This is a genomic window from Flavobacterium sp. GSP6, assembly GCF_003984855.1.
Taxonomy (GTDB): Bacteria; Bacteroidota; Bacteroidia; order Flavobacteriales; family Flavobacteriaceae; genus Flavobacterium.
In genome coordinates this window covers 1-19,461 of record NZ_RYDO01000017.1, presented here as the reverse complement: position 1 = coordinate 19,461, position 19,461 = coordinate 1, and the positions used below count along the sequence as shown (strand labels likewise).

Annotated in this window: 22 protein-coding genes; 4 read left to right on the top strand and 18 right to left on the bottom strand. The window is 32.4% G+C overall.

The window, feature by feature from the left end:
• Positions 1-49: 49 nt before the first annotated feature.
• The 3 genes from EKM03_RS15125 to EKM03_RS13465 are packed head-to-tail and all read right to left on the bottom strand — an operon-like array spanning position 50 to position 1,692.
• Positions 50-226 (bottom strand): hypothetical protein, encoded by a 177-nt coding sequence (locus EKM03_RS15125; RefSeq protein ID WP_197037193.1) that lies wholly within the window; start codon positions 224-226, stop codon positions 50-52.
• Positions 213-923 carry a DUF5675 family protein gene (locus EKM03_RS15515; RefSeq protein WP_317125240.1) on the bottom strand — a complete coding sequence of 237 codons (711 nt, stop codon included), beginning with the start codon at positions 921-923 and terminating at the stop codon, positions 213-215. Before EKM03_RS15515 ends, EKM03_RS15125 begins: the two co-directional genes overlap by 14 nt.
• A 13-nt stretch (positions 924-936) precedes the next feature.
• Positions 937-1,692: a hypothetical protein gene (locus tag EKM03_RS13465; protein ID WP_126740594.1), complete on the bottom strand. Its 756-nt coding sequence runs from the start codon at positions 1,690-1,692 to the stop codon at positions 937-939.
• 1,030 nt (positions 1,693-2,722) lie between these two features.
• Here EKM03_RS13465 and EKM03_RS13455 point away from each other — a divergent pair.
• From EKM03_RS13455 to EKM03_RS15310, 3 genes are all read left to right on the top strand, one after another.
• Positions 2,723-3,979: a site-specific integrase gene (locus EKM03_RS13455; protein ID WP_126740593.1), complete on the top strand. Its 1,257-nt coding sequence runs from the start codon at positions 2,723-2,725 to the stop codon at positions 3,977-3,979.
• Between the two features lie 142 nt (positions 3,980-4,121).
• Positions 4,122-4,217, top strand: coding sequence for a transposase (locus EKM03_RS15315; protein WP_233584104.1), 96 nt, complete (start codon positions 4,122-4,124; stop codon positions 4,215-4,217).
• Positions 4,178-4,420 (top strand): hypothetical protein, encoded by a 243-nt coding sequence (locus EKM03_RS15310; RefSeq protein ID WP_233584100.1) that lies wholly within the window; start codon positions 4,178-4,180, stop codon positions 4,418-4,420. The genes EKM03_RS15315 and EKM03_RS15310 overlap by 40 nt, the downstream gene beginning before the upstream one ends.
• 210 nt (positions 4,421-4,630) lie before the next feature.
• Here EKM03_RS15310 and EKM03_RS13445 read toward each other — a convergent pair whose 3' ends face one another.
• The 14 genes from EKM03_RS13445 to EKM03_RS13385 all read right to left on the bottom strand — a co-directional run bounded on the left by EKM03_RS13445 (position 4,631) and on the right by EKM03_RS13385 (position 17,810).
• Positions 4,631-7,681: an efflux RND transporter permease subunit gene (locus EKM03_RS13445; RefSeq protein ID WP_126740592.1), complete on the bottom strand. Its 3,051-nt coding sequence runs from the start codon at positions 7,679-7,681 to the stop codon at positions 4,631-4,633.
• 1 nt (position 7,682) lies between these two features.
• Positions 7,683-8,636, bottom strand: coding sequence for an HlyD family efflux transporter periplasmic adaptor subunit (locus EKM03_RS13440; RefSeq protein WP_126740591.1), 954 nt, complete (start codon positions 8,634-8,636; stop codon positions 7,683-7,685).
• Positions 8,605-9,840: a TolC family protein gene (locus tag EKM03_RS13435; RefSeq protein WP_126740590.1), complete on the bottom strand. Its 1,236-nt coding sequence runs from the start codon at positions 9,838-9,840 to the stop codon at positions 8,605-8,607. Before EKM03_RS13435 ends, EKM03_RS13440 begins: the two co-directional genes overlap by 32 nt.
• A 28-nt stretch (positions 9,841-9,868) precedes the next feature.
• Positions 9,869-10,891 carry a YncE family protein gene (locus EKM03_RS13430; RefSeq protein WP_126740589.1) on the bottom strand — a complete coding sequence of 341 codons (1,023 nt, stop codon included), beginning with the start codon at positions 10,889-10,891 and terminating at the stop codon, positions 9,869-9,871.
• Between the two features lie 151 nt (positions 10,892-11,042).
• A complete protein-coding gene (locus tag EKM03_RS13425; protein WP_126562561.1) occupies positions 11,043-11,459 on the bottom strand; it encodes a PepSY-like domain-containing protein in 417 nt (138 codons plus the stop codon).
• Between the two features lie 126 nt (positions 11,460-11,585).
• Positions 11,586-12,731, bottom strand: a complete 1,146-nt coding sequence (locus EKM03_RS13420) for a serine hydrolase (protein WP_126740588.1) — start codon at positions 12,729-12,731, stop codon at positions 11,586-11,588.
• A gap of 15 nt (positions 12,732-12,746) precedes the next feature.
• Positions 12,747-14,033 carry a HAMP domain-containing sensor histidine kinase gene (locus EKM03_RS13415; RefSeq protein ID WP_126740587.1) on the bottom strand — a complete coding sequence of 429 codons (1,287 nt, stop codon included), beginning with the start codon at positions 14,031-14,033 and terminating at the stop codon, positions 12,747-12,749.
• Positions 14,030-14,710: a response regulator transcription factor gene (locus tag EKM03_RS13410; RefSeq protein WP_126740586.1), complete on the bottom strand. Its 681-nt coding sequence runs from the start codon at positions 14,708-14,710 to the stop codon at positions 14,030-14,032. The genes EKM03_RS13415 and EKM03_RS13410 overlap by 4 nt, the downstream gene beginning before the upstream one ends.
• A 64-nt stretch (positions 14,711-14,774) precedes the next feature.
• A complete protein-coding gene (locus tag EKM03_RS13405) occupies positions 14,775-15,107 on the bottom strand; it encodes a metal-sensing transcriptional repressor (RefSeq protein ID WP_126740585.1) in 333 nt (110 codons plus the stop codon).
• Positions 15,108-15,169: 62 nt separating this feature from the next.
• The gene (locus tag EKM03_RS13400; RefSeq protein WP_126564122.1) at positions 15,170-15,442 is read right to left on the bottom strand and encodes a thioredoxin family protein; all 273 of its coding nucleotides are present in this window, start codon (positions 15,440-15,442) and stop codon (positions 15,170-15,172) included.
• Positions 15,443-15,519: 77 nt separating this feature from the next.
• Positions 15,520-15,690, bottom strand: coding sequence for an MFS transporter (locus tag EKM03_RS14925; protein ID WP_148108939.1), 171 nt, complete (start codon positions 15,688-15,690; stop codon positions 15,520-15,522).
• Between the two features lie 100 nt (positions 15,691-15,790).
• The gene (locus EKM03_RS13395; RefSeq protein ID WP_126564123.1) at positions 15,791-16,369 is read right to left on the bottom strand and encodes a phosphatase PAP2 family protein; all 579 of its coding nucleotides are present in this window, start codon (positions 16,367-16,369) and stop codon (positions 15,791-15,793) included.
• 133 nt (positions 16,370-16,502) lie between these two features.
• Complete coding sequence (locus EKM03_RS13390; protein ID WP_126740584.1) at positions 16,503-17,291, bottom strand: DUF5677 domain-containing protein; 789 nt, start codon at positions 17,289-17,291, stop codon at positions 16,503-16,505.
• Positions 17,292-17,501: 210 nt separating this feature from the next.
• Positions 17,502-17,810 (bottom strand): hypothetical protein, encoded by a 309-nt coding sequence (locus EKM03_RS13385; RefSeq protein ID WP_126740583.1) that lies wholly within the window; start codon positions 17,808-17,810, stop codon positions 17,502-17,504.
• A gap of 187 nt (positions 17,811-17,997) precedes the next feature.
• Here EKM03_RS13385 and EKM03_RS13380 point away from each other — a divergent pair, with 187 nt between their 5' ends.
• Positions 17,998-18,240 carry a hypothetical protein gene (locus tag EKM03_RS13380; protein ID WP_126564114.1) on the top strand — a complete coding sequence of 81 codons (243 nt, stop codon included), beginning with the start codon at positions 17,998-18,000 and terminating at the stop codon, positions 18,238-18,240.
• An 83-nt stretch (positions 18,241-18,323) separates the two neighbouring features.
• Here the strand turns inward: EKM03_RS13380 and EKM03_RS13375 are convergent, their stop codons facing one another.
• Entirely contained in the window at positions 18,324-19,223 is a 900-nt protein-coding gene (locus EKM03_RS13375) for a S9 family peptidase (protein ID WP_126740582.1), read from the bottom strand.
• Positions 19,224-19,461 lie beyond the last annotated feature (238 nt).

Here is a 19,461-nt window from a genome sequence, read left to right as displayed (position 1 = left end):
ACCAGACTTTCAAATAAATTCTAGAAAAGGTTACCAAGCCAAACTCCAATTATTTTTTTTTAATTTTTGTCAATCCTTTTAAAAGGAGCGAAATTAGGAAACTAATAATAGCTCCAATTACCGCTAAGATAATCGTTTTTAGAATATCTTCAGAAACAATATTTGGCATCACACTCAATAAAGTTCCGGACGCGGTTCCAATTGATAAAGTGTTATTTGATTCCATCTCGCGGTAAATATTGATTGTCTTTTTTCAACCGATTGGTGATGGCCTGCTCTCGGTTGGCCTCATCGTCTACCGTAATTTGACTGATTACCGAAATGACACCTCCCGCAAGGGCTGCATATCCGGCAATACTGACAAAAACTACTGGTAATGTTACCGGAGCTGCAATGATACTGCCACTGATGGTCAATAAAGCCAATCCAATACTTCTCAAAACCCGGAAGAACTTCGGGGTAGGTGCTTTTGCACGTTCAACTATATTCATAATTTCTTTACTTGTTTTAAGCCTTATCATCCTGAGCGGAGTCGAAGGATTAGATTGGATTAATATTTTCGCTTCTTCATTATTGGCCAAAGCTGTATTAACTATAGCTTTCAGCTTTTCTAACGCTTTTCGGGAAGAACTTCCTCTTCCTATTCCAGTGTGCAGTGTTACAGTTGCGATACAGCCCAATAACTCTTTCTTGGCGTCATTGGCGGGATGGATTAAGATCAAATCTCTTCCCGGAACATTTTTCAAATGCAAGTGCCATTGGAACTTGGGGCTAAATCGTTTCTGCAAAACATATTCTCCTTCGGGAATACAAGAAATACGCTTTTGGTTTCGCAACCAGGGCAATTCGATGGTATAACAAACTAAGGTGCCGTTCCATTCTAAAGCCCCTTGCGTTCCCTCAGGGAAATACGTCCTATTCAACACTAAAACCATCTTACAGACCGCTCACTTGAACCAAAGCCAATGGATTGAAAGAGCCATTTTTCAACGGATACATTCTACCATTTACCTCTTGAAAGAATTCAAGGCCTAAAGCCAAAAACAATGGTTTTGTGCTGCCCGGAGTAACCGGATTGACATGATTGATAGCAACAGTTTGATTCGAATCCCAAGGTAGAATATCCGTTTCCGAAGTAGCAACGACAAAGGTTTCTGCTTCAAAATCAATTTCCGCACCTGCTGATATGATTTTGAAATGAGTAGTTCCACTTGCAGCCGCAATCATGTTCGCAGGTACAAACGGCAATAAATCAACCATAATATCACCCGTAGCACGGTCAATCGTCCCCACAAAAGGAGCAAATAAAGCAGTGCCCAGCTTTCCTCTAATGTTGAATTCGAAACCGGCAAGTAATTCTGCCTCACCATCAATTACATTTCGCAATCCACGCTCACTTACCATATCCGCCTGAATGACTTTAATCATAGATTGAGTCAATCGACTTACCATTCTGCTATCAGCAGAATTAATCAGCAAAGTTCGCATTGCCGTTCTCAAAACTTTGCCTGCCTTTCCTGCTCTTCCAAATTCGGCTCCATTCTCGCGCGTTCTCTGGAAGGCAGGATCGCTCGCAATTCTGCTCGCATCAATACCACCTTTTTCACGTGCTAGATGCCCATCTTTGGTTTTGTAAAAAGTAATATCCCCGATAGTACCTTTCAATTTAATAATGCCTTTTTGCCTTGCCATAATTTCTAAAATTTTAAATTAATAATTGTTTCAAATTCCCTCAATCATCATCCTGTTGCAACATCTTTCGATTGATTTCTAAACAAATTTTAAGCTATTAAGTGAGATAAAAAAGAGGTTCCTATTCCATATGTCACTTTCTGACACAAATGGCAGAAAATGATCCAAATATCCATTCACAACCACCATTGACAGGAGTAAATTTCCGCTTCTAAACCAAAGGAATTATTTACTATTTTTATGGAGTGCCAGAACTTGAGTCATAGAGGTTTCTAGTTAGGCAACGCCCAATCAAAGCTATAGATAGAGTATGAGATCCAAAAACAAGAGACTATGTATCTACCCTAAGGACATACAACGCATAACAGGAAAGAGTTATCGCCAAAGCATTAGACTACTTCAAAAAATGAGAATTAAGTTAAACAAACTAGAGGATGAGTTCGTGTCCATTGAAGAATTTTGCCAATTTACGAGCCTAAAAATTGAACAAGTTGAACCATTGATTATTGGGTAGAATTTATACTTTAGGCAACTAAATTTTGAACTTTACCAGTTCAAAAAATATTGTCTAACCAGTTCAAATTATTATAATTAATCATTAATTCCAGCAAAAAAATTCTTATATTTGAGTAATTGAAATTTAGAACAATTTGCTAACATATTGAGAGGTGTCAGTTGAGGTGTCACTTAAAATAAAAGCTTTGCAAAGCCTTATTTTAAGGCACTTTATAAAAATAAACAACTCCCTCTTTCTCCGCCAGTACAAAAACAAATGGTATCAAAACCCCGTAAATCTTATGATTTACGGGGTTTTTGCTTTTACGTATTATTTAAATTATTCATCTAATCTCATCCTTAACGAGATAAAATCGAGACCCTAGAATTTTTCAAAAATCAGGGTCTCGCTAAATCAACTTAAACCTTTCAAACAAGCAGTTCAATCAATGTTCCTTGACGGGTTCATCATTTGGACATCTTGTTTGATATTCTTTAGAAATCTAAATTGAATATTAATTAAAAGGTTACCACTATGAAAACTAAAATCACATTACACTTCTATGCGAAGAGCACAAAAGCCAATGCTGCAGGTCAACTTCCTATTTATGTAAGATTAACTGTTGATGGAAAGCGAATGGAGTTCAGTACCAAAAAATTTATAGATTCTGCTAAATGGTTACCTGAGATGTCAAAAATGAAAGGTAATACAGAGAATGCTCGTTCATTAAATGAATACCTTGATTTACTGAGATCAAAAGTATTCGACATCCAAATGGAATTAATACACCGTAACGAATCCCTCACAATTGAAGTTTTCAAAAATAGACTGCTCGGCATCAAAGAACATGAACATATGCTTATCCCTATCTTCAAGGATCACAACAACAAAATAAAAGAATTAGTGGGCAAAGAATACGCTCCGGGAACATTAGAACGCTACAACACTTCTTTGAAGCATACGGTAGAGTTTCTGGAATGGAAATACAAAGTATCAGATATAGACATTAACAAAATAGATCATGCGTTTATTACCGAATATGAATTCTACTTGAGAAGCGTTCGCAATTGCGCCAACAATACTGCCGTAAAATACTTAAAGAATTTCAACAAAATAATCAAGATTTGCCTGGCCAACCATTGGATAGAAAGAAACCCGTTTGCCAACTACAAATCGAAAGTCAAAGAAGTAGAAAGAGTCTATCTATCTGAAGACGAAATCCAAAATATACTCAACAAAGATTTCAAAACAGAACGATTATCTCTAGTGCGCGATATCTTCCTTTTCAGCTGTTTTACAGGCTTAGCCTACATTGATGTCAAAAACCTAACAAAGTCGCATATAAGCTTTGGAATCGACGGAGAGAAATGGATATTCACCCACCGCCAGAAAACAGAATCCGCTTCAAAAATTCCAATTCTTCCAATAACACAAATGATTATTGATAAATATGAGGACCATCCAGAATGCAATAATCAAAACAAACTACTTCCTATTTTGAGCAATCAAAAAATGAATGCCTATTTAAAAGAAATAGCGGGCGTTTGTGAAATCGAAAAAGAATTAACTTTCCATATTGCTCGTCATACTTTTGCGACGACTGTAACGCTAACAAATGGCGTTCCAATAGAAAGCGTGAGCAAAATGCTCGGTCATAAAAATTTGAGAACTACTCAACATTATGCAAAGGTTTTGGACAAAAAAGTGAGTGAGGATATGATGATTTTAAGAAACAAATTCAATCTCGCAAAAAGTCCCACAAATGAAATAGTGAAAGTAAACTCCAATTAAACATCTGTAACTATTTGTGCAATATATTGATAGAGAACTGACGGATGAAGTTATTGAAGTTGATAAAGGAAGTGCGAAAAGCAAATTAAAATTAAGAAAAATATAATACTATGACAGAGAAAATAAAAGAACCTTTGAGTTTATCAGCAATCTATTTGAGTTTAGATCAGACACGATAGCTGTACTTTATAAAATAAGATGGCAAATCGAATTATTATTCAAATTTATTGCGTGCTGATAGTAAATCTTTTGATAGGAGTTTTAAAGAAAAGTTTGAAGAGACAATGGTCTTTCTCTAATTTAGTTAGTTTTTGCAGAATTCATTTGTTCAACTATATTCATCTGACTAAATTTGTAGAAAGTCCCGAAAACGACTGGGAATTAGACATAGAAAACGATGGGCAATTAGGACTATTTGATCATTATTTGGCGAATGGATAATTTGATAAATGAAACTAAAAAAATATTTTTCAATTTATTGAATTCTCAACTAGTGAAGAAAAACAAGCCAAGCCAAGCCAAAACCTCGTTAAGTGCCTAAATATATAGAAAAAATGAACTTCCGAATTTTTTTATCGGACAACAATGATATTTTATTTAAAATATGATTTATATTTATTTAAAAATGAATAATGTAAACAAAAAATTAAATCAATTAAAGTGAGTAAAATGTTTTTCATTCTTGAAAACTAAACACAATAAAGTAGGCAATACAATCAAAAGTAAAGGCATTGCAATAATAAATCCTCCAATCACAGCAATCGCAAGTGGCTGATGCAATTCTGAACCCGTTCCAATTCCTATTGCTAGTGGAAATAAGGCTATGATTGCTCCAAGCGCGGTCATTAATTTAGGGCGCAAACGAGTGGAAATTGAATAAATTATAGATTCATTTACATTCCGGGTCAATTTAAAAGTTTCTCTGAATTGTAAAAAAGTAAAAATAGCATTCTCACTTATTATTCCTACGATCATAATAATTCCTGTGTAACTCCCCACGTTTAATGGCGTTCCTGTTATAAAAAGCAAAATATAACTTCCTGCAATTCCCAAAACAGAAATTATTAAAATTACTAATGCTACTCTAAAATCTCTAAATAGAAATAAAATAACACCAAAAACTAATAAAGATGAAGCGATTAATATCATTAATAACTCCTTGAAAGATTGCTGTTGCTCTTTATAAGCACCTGCGTATTCAATATAATAGCCACTTGGTAAATGAATATTGCTTTTAACTTGTGTTTGAATATCCTTCATCACACTCCCTAAATCTCTATTATCCAATCTTCCAGTTACAACACTTATCATTTGGAGATTTTCACGTTCTATTTCAGCTACTCCTTTTTGAGCTGAAATAGCAACTAAACTCGAAATAGGAATTGATTGACCATTAGGTAAAAATAACTGCAATTTTTTGATGTCTTCTAAACTTCTTTTTTCTGAATTTTTATAGATTAATCGAATGGGAATTATGCGTTCATTGTCTAATAAATTTCCAATAACATTCCCTTCAAGCGCAGTTTGTAACTGAAATTGCAAGTCGGCTGGAGTGATTCCATATTGTGCTAACTGACTATAATTGGGCACAATATTTATGGATGGTCCCGCCAAAATAATACCATCAAATACATCAGCTGTTCCTTTTACTTTTTCGACTATTACATTTACTTTTTTGGCTATTTTTTGTAATTCTGCTTGATTACTGCCAAATATCTTCACTTCAATTGGTGAAACAGAGCTCATTAAATCGCCCAACATATCCCCAATTACCTGACCAAAATCAATGCGCAAAGCGGGTTGAGTCGCTTCTACTTTTTGTCTGATTTCATCAATAATAGCATTGCTGGTTTTACTTCGCTCTTTTTTTAATTGAATCAAATAATCTCCGCGATTAGGTTCCGTTATAAAAAATCCCATTTGCGTTCCTGTGCGGCGACTGTACGCTTCTACTTCAGGTATTTTTATAATTATTTTTTCCACTTCTTTTAGCATTCTGTCAGTCTCTTCAAGTGAAGTTCCTGGCGGGCTTTCATAATCCAAAATGATACTCCCTTCATCCATTTCCGGTAAAAAACCGGTTTCTAAATTAGGCAGTATAATAAAAATAGAAAGTACCAGAACGATACAAAATGAAATACTAATTATCGGTTTTCCAATAAAATAAGCGACCCATGTCTGCTTTTTCACATCATGTATTTCAGTTTCGTTTTTCGATTGAGGACTATTTTCTTTTTTGGAAAGCAATAAATAAACTACAGGAAGTAGCAACCATGTCACAAAAAAGGAACAAACTAAAGTGATTATCATGGTATCCGTTAACACTTTAAAATACGAACCGGCAACACCGCTCATTAAAACAAAAGGAATAAAAATCACTATCGTACTTATGGATGAACCCACCATTGCCGGGAATAAATACTGTATCGCTTTTTGCAAAAGAGATACAGTAGGCTCATCAGGATGTTCCTCGTGCGTTCTATGAATTTGTTCTACAACTACAATTGCATCGTCAATAATTAATCCTAAAGCCGCTGCAATAGCACCTAAAGTCATAATATTGAATGTTTGTCCGGTTAGGTACAAAACAATTAGTGTGAGTCCTAAAGTAACAGGAATAACAATCAAAATAGTGGCACTGGCTTTCACCGATTTCAAAAATAAAACAGCAACAATTATGGCCAACAAAAGTCCTATTAACAAACTATCCGTTACACTTTTTACAGCATCATTTACAAAACTGGCCTGCTCATAAAATGGCGTTATTATTATGTTTTTAGGAAGGATTTTTTTTAATGATTCCAGTTTATCATGCATCGCCTCTGATAGCGTAATCAAATTTGAATTGGGTTGCTTGAGAACTGCTATAAGAATACTTTCTTTACCATTGGCATTAACTTTTATGTATTCTTTAGCTTCCCTAATTTCCACCGAAGCAATATTTTTTAAGGTTACAATTCCTTTTCCGTTATTACGAATAACCAGATTTTCCAGTTCCTCCTTTTTATCAACCTGAGCATCTGTAATTGTAAGATATAAATACCGGTAATCCGACAAATACCCATTGGATTTAATAAAATTAGTTTGACTTAATACTTGTGTGATAGCATCCGGAGTAATTCCTAATGCTGTCATTTTAGTAAAATCAAGTGACAACCAATATTCTTTTTCTTTTCCGCCAATAATCCTAATCTCAGAAACACCATCAATTTGAGAAAGGAACGGTTTTATGGTATAATTGGCTATTTTTTTGAGTTCAATAGCGGAGAGTCCTTTTCCTTCTATAGCATATCCAATTACCGGAAGAATCGAAGGATTCATTTTTTCGACTGAAATTTGTGTATCAGGCGGAAGATTACTTTTTATCTGATTGATTTGCTCTTCTATCCGGGTTTTACTCAAATCGATATCGGACTTCCAATCCATGAATGCCGAAATCTCACAACTTCCTCTACTGGTTGTACTCCTGATTGTTTTTAAATCCTGTACTTTTTTGATGGCATTTTCCAACGGTTTTGTAACCGTAATCATCATTTTATCGATGGGTTGTTGTCCCGCATCAGCAATGATTTTTATTTTCGGGAAAGTAATTTCGGGAAATAAACTGGTTTGCATTTTAGAATATGCGAAAAAACCTCCCAGAATTATTAGAAAAATGATGGCACTCAGTCCGTTTTTATGTTTGACAAAAAAGTTGTTCATTTCAATCCGCTTTTATCACTTTTACCTTAATCGTATCTGCAACACCATAATTTCCTGAAAGTAAAATTTTATCTTCAGGAGTTAAAATCGGCGACAGAATCTCTACTTTATCTTGAGTTTCTACTCCTTTTTTAATTGGGATTTTTATGGCTGTATTGTTATTAATCATTTTCATAATCCAAAAATCCGTTTCCGTTTCATTACTTAAAACAGCTGCTTTTGGCAACGAAACAGTTTTTGAATTTGAACTTTTATTAATTCTGACTTTTACTATTAAATTCTCTGGAATATCATGTTTGCCAATTACTTTTAGAATCACACTTTGCGTTTGCGAAGTGGCATCGACAGTGGGCATGTAATTTTGCACTTTCGCTTTAACCAAAGTACTGTCGGGTAATATTACCGTTAGTTCTTCACTGATTGAAACATATTTTTTGAACTCATAAGGCAAACTCAAAACGATAGCAAAACTATTGGTGTCATTAATCGTCACTAAAGCATCCCCATCCTGAACATAATCACCTTGTTGCACATTTACTGAAGTTACAAAGCCATTTGTATTGGCTCTAACTTTTATGGCTCCGCCAAAGTTTAAACTGGGGTCAATTATATTAATCGTATTCCCTAACACTTTTGCCTCACGGGTTTTTATCGAAAATAATACCGCCCCGTTAGAAACATAATCACTGGAAGCCACATTAACTGAATTCAGATACCCCGTAGCATTTGCTTTTATAACATTTTTGACTAAATAAGCGGCTGTAGCATTCAAATCAATATAGCTTTCAACTGAATTGGTATCAATGCTCGTTAAAGTCACAGGCACACTCGCGTCAATTGCTTTTTCTGATTCGTTGTTATTTTTACAGGAAATAAAAAAAAGCGCTATCAGGATAAAAAATAGAATTGGTTTCTTCATAGAATTAGTCATTAAAACTCCAATAATTAATTTCATTTATAATTTGGAGTTTGTTGCTATTATTTTGGGAAATGGCATTTTTGATGGCTATTAAATTGCCAACAGCAATACTATATTCTGTAATTTGTGCATCTCCGGTAAGCAATAATTTTTTATTGGCTTCAATTAATGCGTCAGCGATAAGAAGCTGCAATTGCAACTGATTTTCTACAGCTGCTGATTGTTTCAGTTTCAAATTTAACATCAATAATTGTTGTTTGTATTGTTTATTGAAATTGTTTTTATAGGCTAAATTAGTAGCTAATGCCGCATCATTTTTTTGATGCAGCAAAACACGTTGGTTTCCATCATAAATAGGAATTGACAGTCCTAAACCCAAACTAAATCCAAAATTTTTATAAGCCTGGTAGGCAAAACTAGAATTATAACCGGCATCACCTAATAGAGATAAAGACGGTTTATAATTGTAATCAATAAATTTATTTTGATTTTGAAGTTTGAGACTATCTACTTCAAATTGCTTCAAAAAAACTATTTTATCCGAAGGTTGAATACTTTTCAAGATGATTTCAGGCTTTTTTAAATAGACAAAAGTAGTATCGGTTTCTCCAGAAAGGTAATTCAACAAAGCCAAATCATTTTGATATTGTTGTTTTAATTGTAACAATACTAAATCTTGTTGCTTTACAGTTGCAATAAAAATTAAATAATCTGTTTGTTTGTAAATGGCATTTTGGGTTAATTTTTTCAGGATGCTTATTTCCTGTTTTAAAAGAGTTGCAATTTTCTGGTTGAAACCAATTTGTTCTGAACTTGCCGAAGCCGAAATGTATTGCGCAACAATGGTTTTATTTAAATCTTTTAAAGTAATTTTTTGATTCAAAACCAAAGCTTCTTTTATTAATTGAAAAGAAGCTGATTGCGAATTGATTCCATTTTTTCCAATTATTTTTTGGTTGACACCTATTAAACCCGCAACAGATTGCCCGTTACTTAAAGCCAAATCATAACCAAAACCATTAATTATAGGGGAATAATTAGCATTAAGATTTCCGGTAACTTGTGGTTTATAAACTGCTCGATTCAATAAACTATCCAGTGTCGCGGATTTTATTTGGTTGCTGTAATCTTTAAGTAAAGGAGAATTATTTTGTGCTTTAGTAATAAAGTAATTCAAATCTTTTTCTTGCGAAAAAGATTTTAAACATATAAAAATTAATAGTAAAAGCTTCCATTTCATTGGATAAATTTAGATAAAAAGAATGACACTATTTAGAAATTGGCTCAACAACTAGAATAACGAACGAATTAGGTACTATTCCTGCTCGTGGTTTTGGGTTTTCTGCTGTTAGCTCTGGTTTTACATCAAAATCTGCCGTAGGCAAATACAGTTGATTTGTAGTTTTGTTTAGTGCAATAGTTCTGGCCCCTTTTTGAGTCTTTACAGTTTCAATAACTGAAAAAGTATTTGCGTTACGCTCTTTTATTACGGTAATCGTTCCCTCGCCATTGGATGTGAAAATAAGATTCTTTTTGGCATCAAAAGCAACGCCATCGCAACCATCACCAATTGGTAAAGTCTTTATTATTTTTCCATTTGTAGCATTAACAACAATCATCAAATTATTACCGCAAACAGAAAATAATCGATTCGTAACTAAATCTATTGCCAATCCTGATGGTTCATCTCCGGGAGCAATACTCCAGGTATTTGTAACTTTTAATGTCGAAGCGTTTATCGTTTTTATTTCGTTTTTATCTTCAATATTCACATAAATTAACCCTTTTGTATTGCTTACTGAAAACTCTGGTTTTCCACCCAATGGAATTGTTTTCACTATTTTATTTGTATTGGCATCAATAACTGTAGCATCATTACTTTCTGCATTGTAAACAAACACTTTTCGAGAAAATTGATCGTATAAAATGGCATCTGGTTTAATTCCTGTAATTTTTACTTTTTCAAGTAATTCAAATGTTTTCAAATGGACTACTGTAATAGAATTGTCTTTTCCGTTACTGATAAATGCTTTGTTTAAATCATTTGCAACTGCAATGCCGTGAACTCCTTTTGTATCTCGAATAGTTGCTATAGTTTTATCTGATTTTAAATCAATCACATTGACCATATTTCCGTGTGAAACAAATAAATGTTGGGCCACATCATCAACAGCGAGATAATCCCATCCATCATTGCCAGAAGTGCTGATCTTTTTGGATAATTTATAGGTTTGGCTGTAACTATTAGAAATAGAAGCAATAATGATAAATAATAGTAGTATTTTTTTCATTTGAAAGAACTTTTAAAGTTAATTTTATGAAACAAATTTCAGCTGTAATTCTATTTTAATTCTATGGAAACCACAACTCTTTACATAATTAAAAAGAGTTGGATGTAACACCCAACTCTTTATGGTATAAGTTTATTAAAAAAAGCAAAAATTACTCTTTTATCGGCATCCCATTTTCTTTAAAAGCGAGGCTTTTACTCTTCATCCCTTTTTTTAAATCCACTTCATAGATAGTGCCATGTTTCGAACTTTCTGTTTTGTCCGCTTCTGCAATTTTCCAATCGCTATATTTCGATTTTACAGCGGCTAAAACCGCTTTTGGTAAATTGATTGCTTTAATTTCTCCTTCCGTTTCCAGCCAGGTTCCATCTTCTGAAAAATTAGCAGAAATCCTACTTCCTTCTAATGTGAATTCTGCTTCCCATTCTTTTGGCCCTTCAACTCCCCAACTAACCTTTGTTGCAGTAGGAAATTTTTTAACGAAGGCTTTTTTTACTACATCAGGTGGAGTTCCCGCAAATGCACAACTGCATATAAAAACAATCGACATAATTAATAATTTTTTCATTTTTTTTTGATTTAAAAGTTAATTTCTAATAATTTTACACTACAAATATTAAACGCAATTCTATTTTAATTCTATGCTAATATTTTGTAAATCATAATGTTAATTTAAAATATTAATTAACTAAAACTACATCTGGTCAATTATTTGCAAAAAAACTTCCTGCCAATAATTAGGGTGATTGGACGTTTCTGTGTCTCCAAAACGGACTATAATAATATTCTTTTCTGGGTACACATACAGATATTGACCAAACAAACCAACAGCAAAATAACTTCCATATTTCAAAGGTCCTATTCCCCAATTATTATTGTAAAAGTGTTTGTTATTTCCGGACGGATCAGAATGTGTCGAATATTCAATCCATTTTTTGGATACAATTTGATTTCCAATCCAGTTTCCTCCATTCAGATAAAGTCTGCCTAATTTAGCAAAGTCAATCGCTCGTGCTTGTAAACAACAAAAAGATTTTTCAATTGCTTTATCATCTTTTCGATCTAAACTCCATGACGCCGGTGCTTCCATTCCCAATGGTTTCCAAATTTTATCTTCTAAGTATTTTGAAATCGTACCTCCAGTCACCTTCTCTATGATATATCCTAAAAGTAATGTGTTCTCGCTGCTATATCTAAATTTAGTATTGGGTGGACATTCAAGCGTTAAATTGAGCATTCTCGCTCTTAAATTATCACCCCAGTAAAACGCTGCATTATCAGATGCAGGATCTAATTCGCTATCTGTAAAGCGAATCCCTGATGTATGTTGCAATAAATTCTTTATGGTGATTTGTTCCCAACCTGTTTTATTTTTAAATTCAGATAAATAATCAACAATGAAATCATTCTCACTTTTTATTTTTCCTTCATCAATTGCTATTCCTATTAATGTTGAAACAAATGGTTTGGCCATCGAGAAGGAAGAAACTAACGAATTTGATGTATACCCTTTGTTATATTTTTCGTAAACAATTGAATCATTGCGAATAATTAAAAATGTTACCGTTTTATGTAATGTCGTAAAACTATCCAAGCTGACATTTGTAGAATTAAAATCCCTATTGATTACTCCTATTTTTGTTCCTAAATGAGAATCTTTACTGGATTTAAAGAAATTATAAACGGGACCTTCATTATTAACTACCCTTTGCGGAAAATGTTTATAATCACTTTGACTAGGAATCCCACCATATCGCAAGGATCGCAATACGTCACAAGAACTTAACGTGCTAAATAAAACAACAAGAAAAAAATATTTAAAAAGCTTTTTTGATTTCATTACGCTAACTCTTTTTTATTTTAATTCATTAATATTGTCTTTTGTCAAAATAAAACAATGTTTCCCATTAGTAAATTTATAATAAAACACCAATCCGCTTACCTCCACAATTTCTTTTACGATAGATAATCCAAGGCCTAGTGATTCTTGGGAAGTAGAGTTCTTATGAAAGCGTTCAAATAACTGATTATCAATTGGGTTATTAACCCCCAAATTTGAGATTGTAATTTTATTTTTCTCTATAAAAATTTCAATATTTCCACTATTAATATTATGCCTAATTGCATTTTGTAATAAATTATTAACCAATACTAAACACAAATCAGCATTCATCAAAACACAAAAATCGTTTTCAATATTTTTTATTATCTCAATTTTATTGGCTTGAATATGCTCTTCAAAAAAGACTAAGGAATTATTAACTGTATTTTCAAAAGATACTTTTTCTGTGGTATTAAATTGTCTGTTTTCAATTTTGGTAAGTAATAGAAATGTTTTGTTCAATCGAATTATTTTAGAGCAAGCATAATCAATTGCTACTATTAATTTCATTTCATTCTCTTTCAAATTTTCAGATTGAATAAGTAAATCAATCTTAGATTTTATAACAGCTAATGGCGTTTGAATTTCATGTGAAGCATTTTCAGTGAATTTCTTTTGGCTATTAAAATCAACTATCATTTTTTGCATCATAACGTTTAAAGAAAGATTCAATTCATCAAATTCAGTTACCGATGTACTTGCTAAACGTGGAATTACATTATTACTAGCACGAAATTTCTTTAAATTGGATACTGTTTGATAAAAAGGTTTCCACACTGTTTTTGAAATCCAAAAATTTATAATTAAATAAGTCACAAAAAGCAAAATCAATAAAATAACTAACGAAGTAAAAATACCTCTAAACAATTCGTTATACTCCAATGTGCTTCTCCATATTTTAATGGAATAATTAGTATTTCCAACTTCAAAAACAGAAGAAAGCAATCTATTTTCTGCCAGTTCATTTTCTTTTTTATCATAAATTAAAGTGTCCGAAAAAATAGGTATAGAAATTTCTTTAGCATTTGTTTTCGCTATTTTTTTAATTGTAGCTTCGCTGCTTTTAGTGATTATTCTCAAAGAAATCGTGTCATTTTCCTTTAAATAATTCTCAATTAGTTCCTTGCGATTTACCAAGAGTTCGTTATTACTTTGCCTAACCTCTCTAGTAATGATATGAAAACAAATGTATCCTGATAGGATTAATATCGGGATACTAAAAATCAAATAATACAAACTTGTTTTAGCTAATAGTTTCATTCTTGAGTTTTAAAATTGTACCCTATGCCGTAAATTGTTGTCAAATAATCTTCACATTTTTTTTCTAATAATTTTTTACGCAAATTTTTCACGTGATTATATATAAAATCGAAGTTATCTAATCTATCCGAATTATCACCCCAAAGATGTTCTGCCAGCGCACTTTTACTCACTACTCTATTTTTATTAGATATGAAATAAAGCAATAAATCATATTCTTTTGACGTCAAAATTACATCTTGATTATGAACTAAAACGCGCCTTTCGTTAGGCAAAATTTTTATTTCGTTGATACTAATTTCTACATTTCCATCAAAACTTTTTCTTCTAATTAAAGCTTTAATTCGTGAATTAAGTTCCGACAAATGAAAGGGCTTTGGCAGATAATCATCTGCTCCAAGATCTAAACCATTTACTTTATCATCAAGAGAATTTTTTGCAGAAATTATTATAATACCCGCTTTAAATTTTTTTAGTTTAATTTCTTTGAGTAAATCTAAACCAGAGCCGTTTGGCAAAGTAATATCTATCAAAATACAATCATAATCGTAAATCGCAATTTTCTGTTGCGCATGATGGAAATCAGGGGAAACCTCAACAATATTCCCTTCCATTTCAAGATATTGTTCAATGCTTTTTTGTAATTCTGTCTCGTCTTCTATTAGTAGTATTTTCATAGGTTATGTAAAAATAAAGCTAAAATCTATTCAAATTCTGTTTTTTAATTTTAAGTAAGAAATCTTAGATAAGATTTGTTTTCTTCATCTTGTCTGTTAATTCATAAAGTTCTGAATCAGGAAATTGATTTCTAATAATTGCGATTTTTTCTTCTTGTCCACAATTCCCTTGGCAAGTATCTAATGCCTCGGTAATCTTCATTGCCAATGCTTTTCTGAACACTTCGTCCAATAGCAGGTGTTGAGCTTTTTCAAACCCTTTGTTGACTGCTTTAAATTGATTTAATATTTGAGCAGGGTCATCACTCTTATCTAGCATTTTTATTACTCCTTCAACTTGACCTTTTATACTGCTTAAACGGTCTTTAAGGTCTTTTGTTAAATCTTTTGGTAACATAATGATTCAATTAAATACAATACAACTCCCAAAATTAGAAGTTGTATTGTATGGTTAATAAATTAAATGGCTTTACCAATACCGGCTGCTGCTAATTCTTCTTTACTCACGCCTTTATTTTGGCAACAAGCAAGCAACTTTCCATCTACAGCTACAGCAGGCAGGGAAGTAATGTTGTACTCTTTCATCTTGTCAACACAAACTTTTGAATCGCATTGTTCAACAAGATTGTAAACAGTTACTTCACAAGAATCACAAGCCATTTCTTGTACTGCTTTCATTACAGGCTCACATACCGGACATCCAGCTGTAAATACTTCAATTTGTCGTTTCATTGTATTCCGATCTTTATGATTAAAATTAATTACTTTACAAAGATGCATCTGGGCAGGGGGGGGTCTCCAAACTTTTTTCAATTTATTTTTTCAAGCACTTTTGGTTTTGAAATAGTGCTTAATGCATTACCGAATTGTACAAGCGAAACTCGTTTTCCGGAATTGTTCGATATTTTCCCAAAATATCCTTTACATAAACCTGCCAAAGCTTCTACAAAGCCTTTCAAAAAACCAATAGAAAATCCCATTGTTTTAAAGTAAATTGGCATAATTGGGAAAAGCATTTCACTTGCTGTATCAGTTAATATATTGAGTAAAGAAAGTACCTAAAAGGTTTTAGAAATATAATTAAACAGCTTCATTTGATTTTTTAATTAAAATTTTATTCAAGAAAAAATGTATTATAATAGCATAAAATATTCCTAAAAACATAGCTACTATTACATCGAGAGGATAATGCACTCCATTGTAAATTCGGCTGTAAGCGACAAGGATTGCCCAAAACAATAAAATTATCTTTAACCAATTATACTTTGCAGGTAACAGTAAAATTAAAAAGGTGGCCAAACCAAAAACATTTGCAGAATGTGAAGAAATAAAACCATACTTCCCTCCAGGTCCAGCCTTACTTAAATAGACCAGATGTTGTAATGCCAGCTCATGAGATGGTCTTAATCTCTTTACTGAACTTTTTATAAGATTAGAGGCCGTCTGATCGCAAAGAGTAATTAATATTCCTATACCAATAAGAATGTAAACACTTTTTTTATGAAATTCTCTAATGATTATAAATACTAAAAACACATAGAATGGCAACCAAAACCATTTGTGGCTCGCCCAATACATAATGGGGTCAAAAAAGGAATTGTGTTTTCCATTTAAAAAGAGAAACAGTTTTGTGTCTATTTGATTTATCTTCTCTAGCATTTTATATTTTGGAGTTTGGGTTTACTAAAACAATTATTACGGATTCTAACAACTCTTTACTTTGCTGAATAAACATTTTCCATTAAGCCAATTGCCCAAATCCGTTGTAGCATCTCTGTTGGCAGTAGTACCGTTAATGTCCGGCATTTGCATAATATTCGGCTAAGTTGTCAGCGTCAACAATTTCAAAGCCAAACTTATTTCTAAAATACTCTAGACATGTCATTACAGTTCTGTAGGAATAAAAAATTATTTCAGCAAATTCATTGTAAGTATAATCGTTTCCTGGATACATAGTCTGTTCTTCGTTAAATGCCATATTTGAATAATGAACAAAGTCTGATAATTTTCTCCATATGAAATATGCTCTTTTTAATTGATGGGCATAATCTTCTTCTGCAAGATCACGAATTATATTACCTGTGTTTTTAAACGTTTTAAATTTGAAGTTTTCTATGTCAGCCAGATAATGATTTCGTAACGGATTCTCTTTCACTTTCTCCATTACTTCATCCAACATTTTATGAGTTGGATAGTATGGATAATTTCCCCCTAGTTTTTTTTCGTTTAAAGTTGCAAGGTCTTTTAATTTTTGAAAATTCTTAGAGTAAGCATCGTCATTATAATTAACGATTAATTCCTCGCTATTTCCTTGGTTTGCAATGTAGACTATGTGCAGAAAATCGTCTATTAAACATCGTAAAAGAATTAGTTGCGATGTATGATAATTATGTTTCTTATTTTCTAAAAGTAATTCCAAATCACTGTTAAGAGTTATTTGACGAACTAGAAAACCGAGATAAGTACTATTTATCTCTTCATTTGTGTCAATTCCCAATTCTTCTAATTTTGAAAAATTCTCTTGAGCAAAATTTACAAGTTGTTCATGAAACTTTTTTACATGTTCTTTTTGTATTTTCATTTTAGTTGTATTTTGTTAAGGTATTACTGCCAACCTCAGTTCGTCTAAAAACCTTCAAACGAACTTTATTTTGTTATTCAGAAAGTAAATATAAAGATTTAAACTACAATTATTTTTCTTTTAAACTACCTCCAGCTCCACTCAACACTAGTTTAATTGTTCGTGCTGCGCACGCAACGAAACTCTAGTTGTTAAAAGTAGTTTTTATATTTAGTAACCATCAAAAATCTGGTTGTCAATATTGTCCAAAATAGCTGAATATTTACCTTTGTAAATATTGAATGGAAAATTGCTTTTCAGTTCTTTTCTGACATGCTTTTCTTTCACATCTTCCAAAGCCATCTTTATACTGTGTCCTTTTCCGGGTATAACAATTCCAATTTTCTTAGTTTCGCTATTAATATCTTTCAACAAAGAATGGATTCCACTTTTCAAGAAACCAACATTCTGTTTTAGAATCATTTCCGATATCTGATTTTTACGGATTTTCCCAATTCTAACATCAAATTTTATTTCCATTTTTTTCTACGGTTGGGTTTAAAAATTTCAGGTAAACGTCAGTCTGTGTCGATACCACCAATTAGAATTTCTACTTTCCTACTGTAGCACATCATGAGTTTAAAATAGATAGTTCAAATCAGGTAATTTGTAGTACATTTATCATAGTCTGGAAATTTTTTCAAAAGAACATTTTAAATCTTATAACATGCTAACAAAAACAATTGAATCACTAAAATTTCTTTTATTGGAATATCGTTTTTATTTCTGCAGTATTGCATTGTTATTGGCTCTCTTGATTTATAGTTATAATAAAACTTTGTCTTTGGAAAAAGAGCTCCAATTGAATCAAACCACATTCGAAAGAAGGCAAAAGGCATATGATGAAAAAGCAAAACAACAGCGAGAAAAACTCGAGCGTATGATAAAAGAGATCAAATCAGAGAAATAAAACTTATAAGCGCTTCCGTTCAACACACGCTTCATTGTTGGCTTTTCAAGCCCAACGAAGCCTTATCTGTTGTAGGCAGTGCTTTATTTTGATACTTTAGACTTCTTAATATTCAAAGCTTTCTGTTTTATCCATTGAATTGAAATATCAACAGTTTCTGTAATATCGCCGGAAGAAGTATTGTGACCTAATGTTGAAAACAAAGTATATTCGAAAGGTTTACCTTGAACTTTCAATGTATTTAATTGCTCTATACACAACTTTACTGGAATCTGTATATCTTTCTCACCAAAAAGCCAAAGTCCCGGAATTGAAAGAGTATTCAGAGAAATTTTTGGGTCATTCGCAACGAATTGATACCTGTCTGGGTCATTTTTAGTATGTTCACGAGCATCTGATTCTGTATGATTTTCCCAAAAATTATTGTTGCCGTTAGTATAAAACTGAAATCGAAGTTGTTCTAGAGTTGTAATTGTAGGGCAACTAAATAAAACCATAAATTCTATTTGTGGATTTTTGCTTGCAGCAATTGGGATTATCCATCCTGCTTGACTAAAGCCAACTAATCCAATTGGTATTTTTTTATCTTTCAAATAGGTTCGAAATGTGCTTACTGCTGAACTTGCATCGTGAGATAATAAATTAAGATTAATAGTGTCAATATTATTAGTACCAACAGATGGCCCTACATATACACCGCCCGATTCTCCAACTCCTCGTTTATCATATGTCAATACAGCAACACCTTCTTTGGCAAGACGTATTGCGAAGTCCATTTCTCTTTTTACAGGATCAGACCCGTGAACAATTACAACTGCTGCAATTGTTTTTTTAGGCGTTAAAATTGAGCCTGCAAGAGTGGCGCCTTGACTTTCAAACTTTACATCTTGAATGGTAAAGTCAGCCGATTGAGAAAATACCATTTCTGGTAAAGTTATTAATAGTAACCAAAGAAATAAGTTAGAAGAAAAGTTTATGTTCATTTTAGTTTAATATAAAAAAATGTGTTAAATTCTTGATTCTGCGGTAGCATTACCTACAACGTCAGTTCGTCTAAAAACCCTCAAACGAACTTTATTTGGTTAATTAGTTAGTAAATATATAGGATTTAAACTATAATTAAACTGCTTTTTAAAACTACCTCTGGATATGCAAATAAAAACTGCACATTAAGTTAAGCTACATTTTTGTAATTAATTTGATTGTTAAATTCTTCAATAG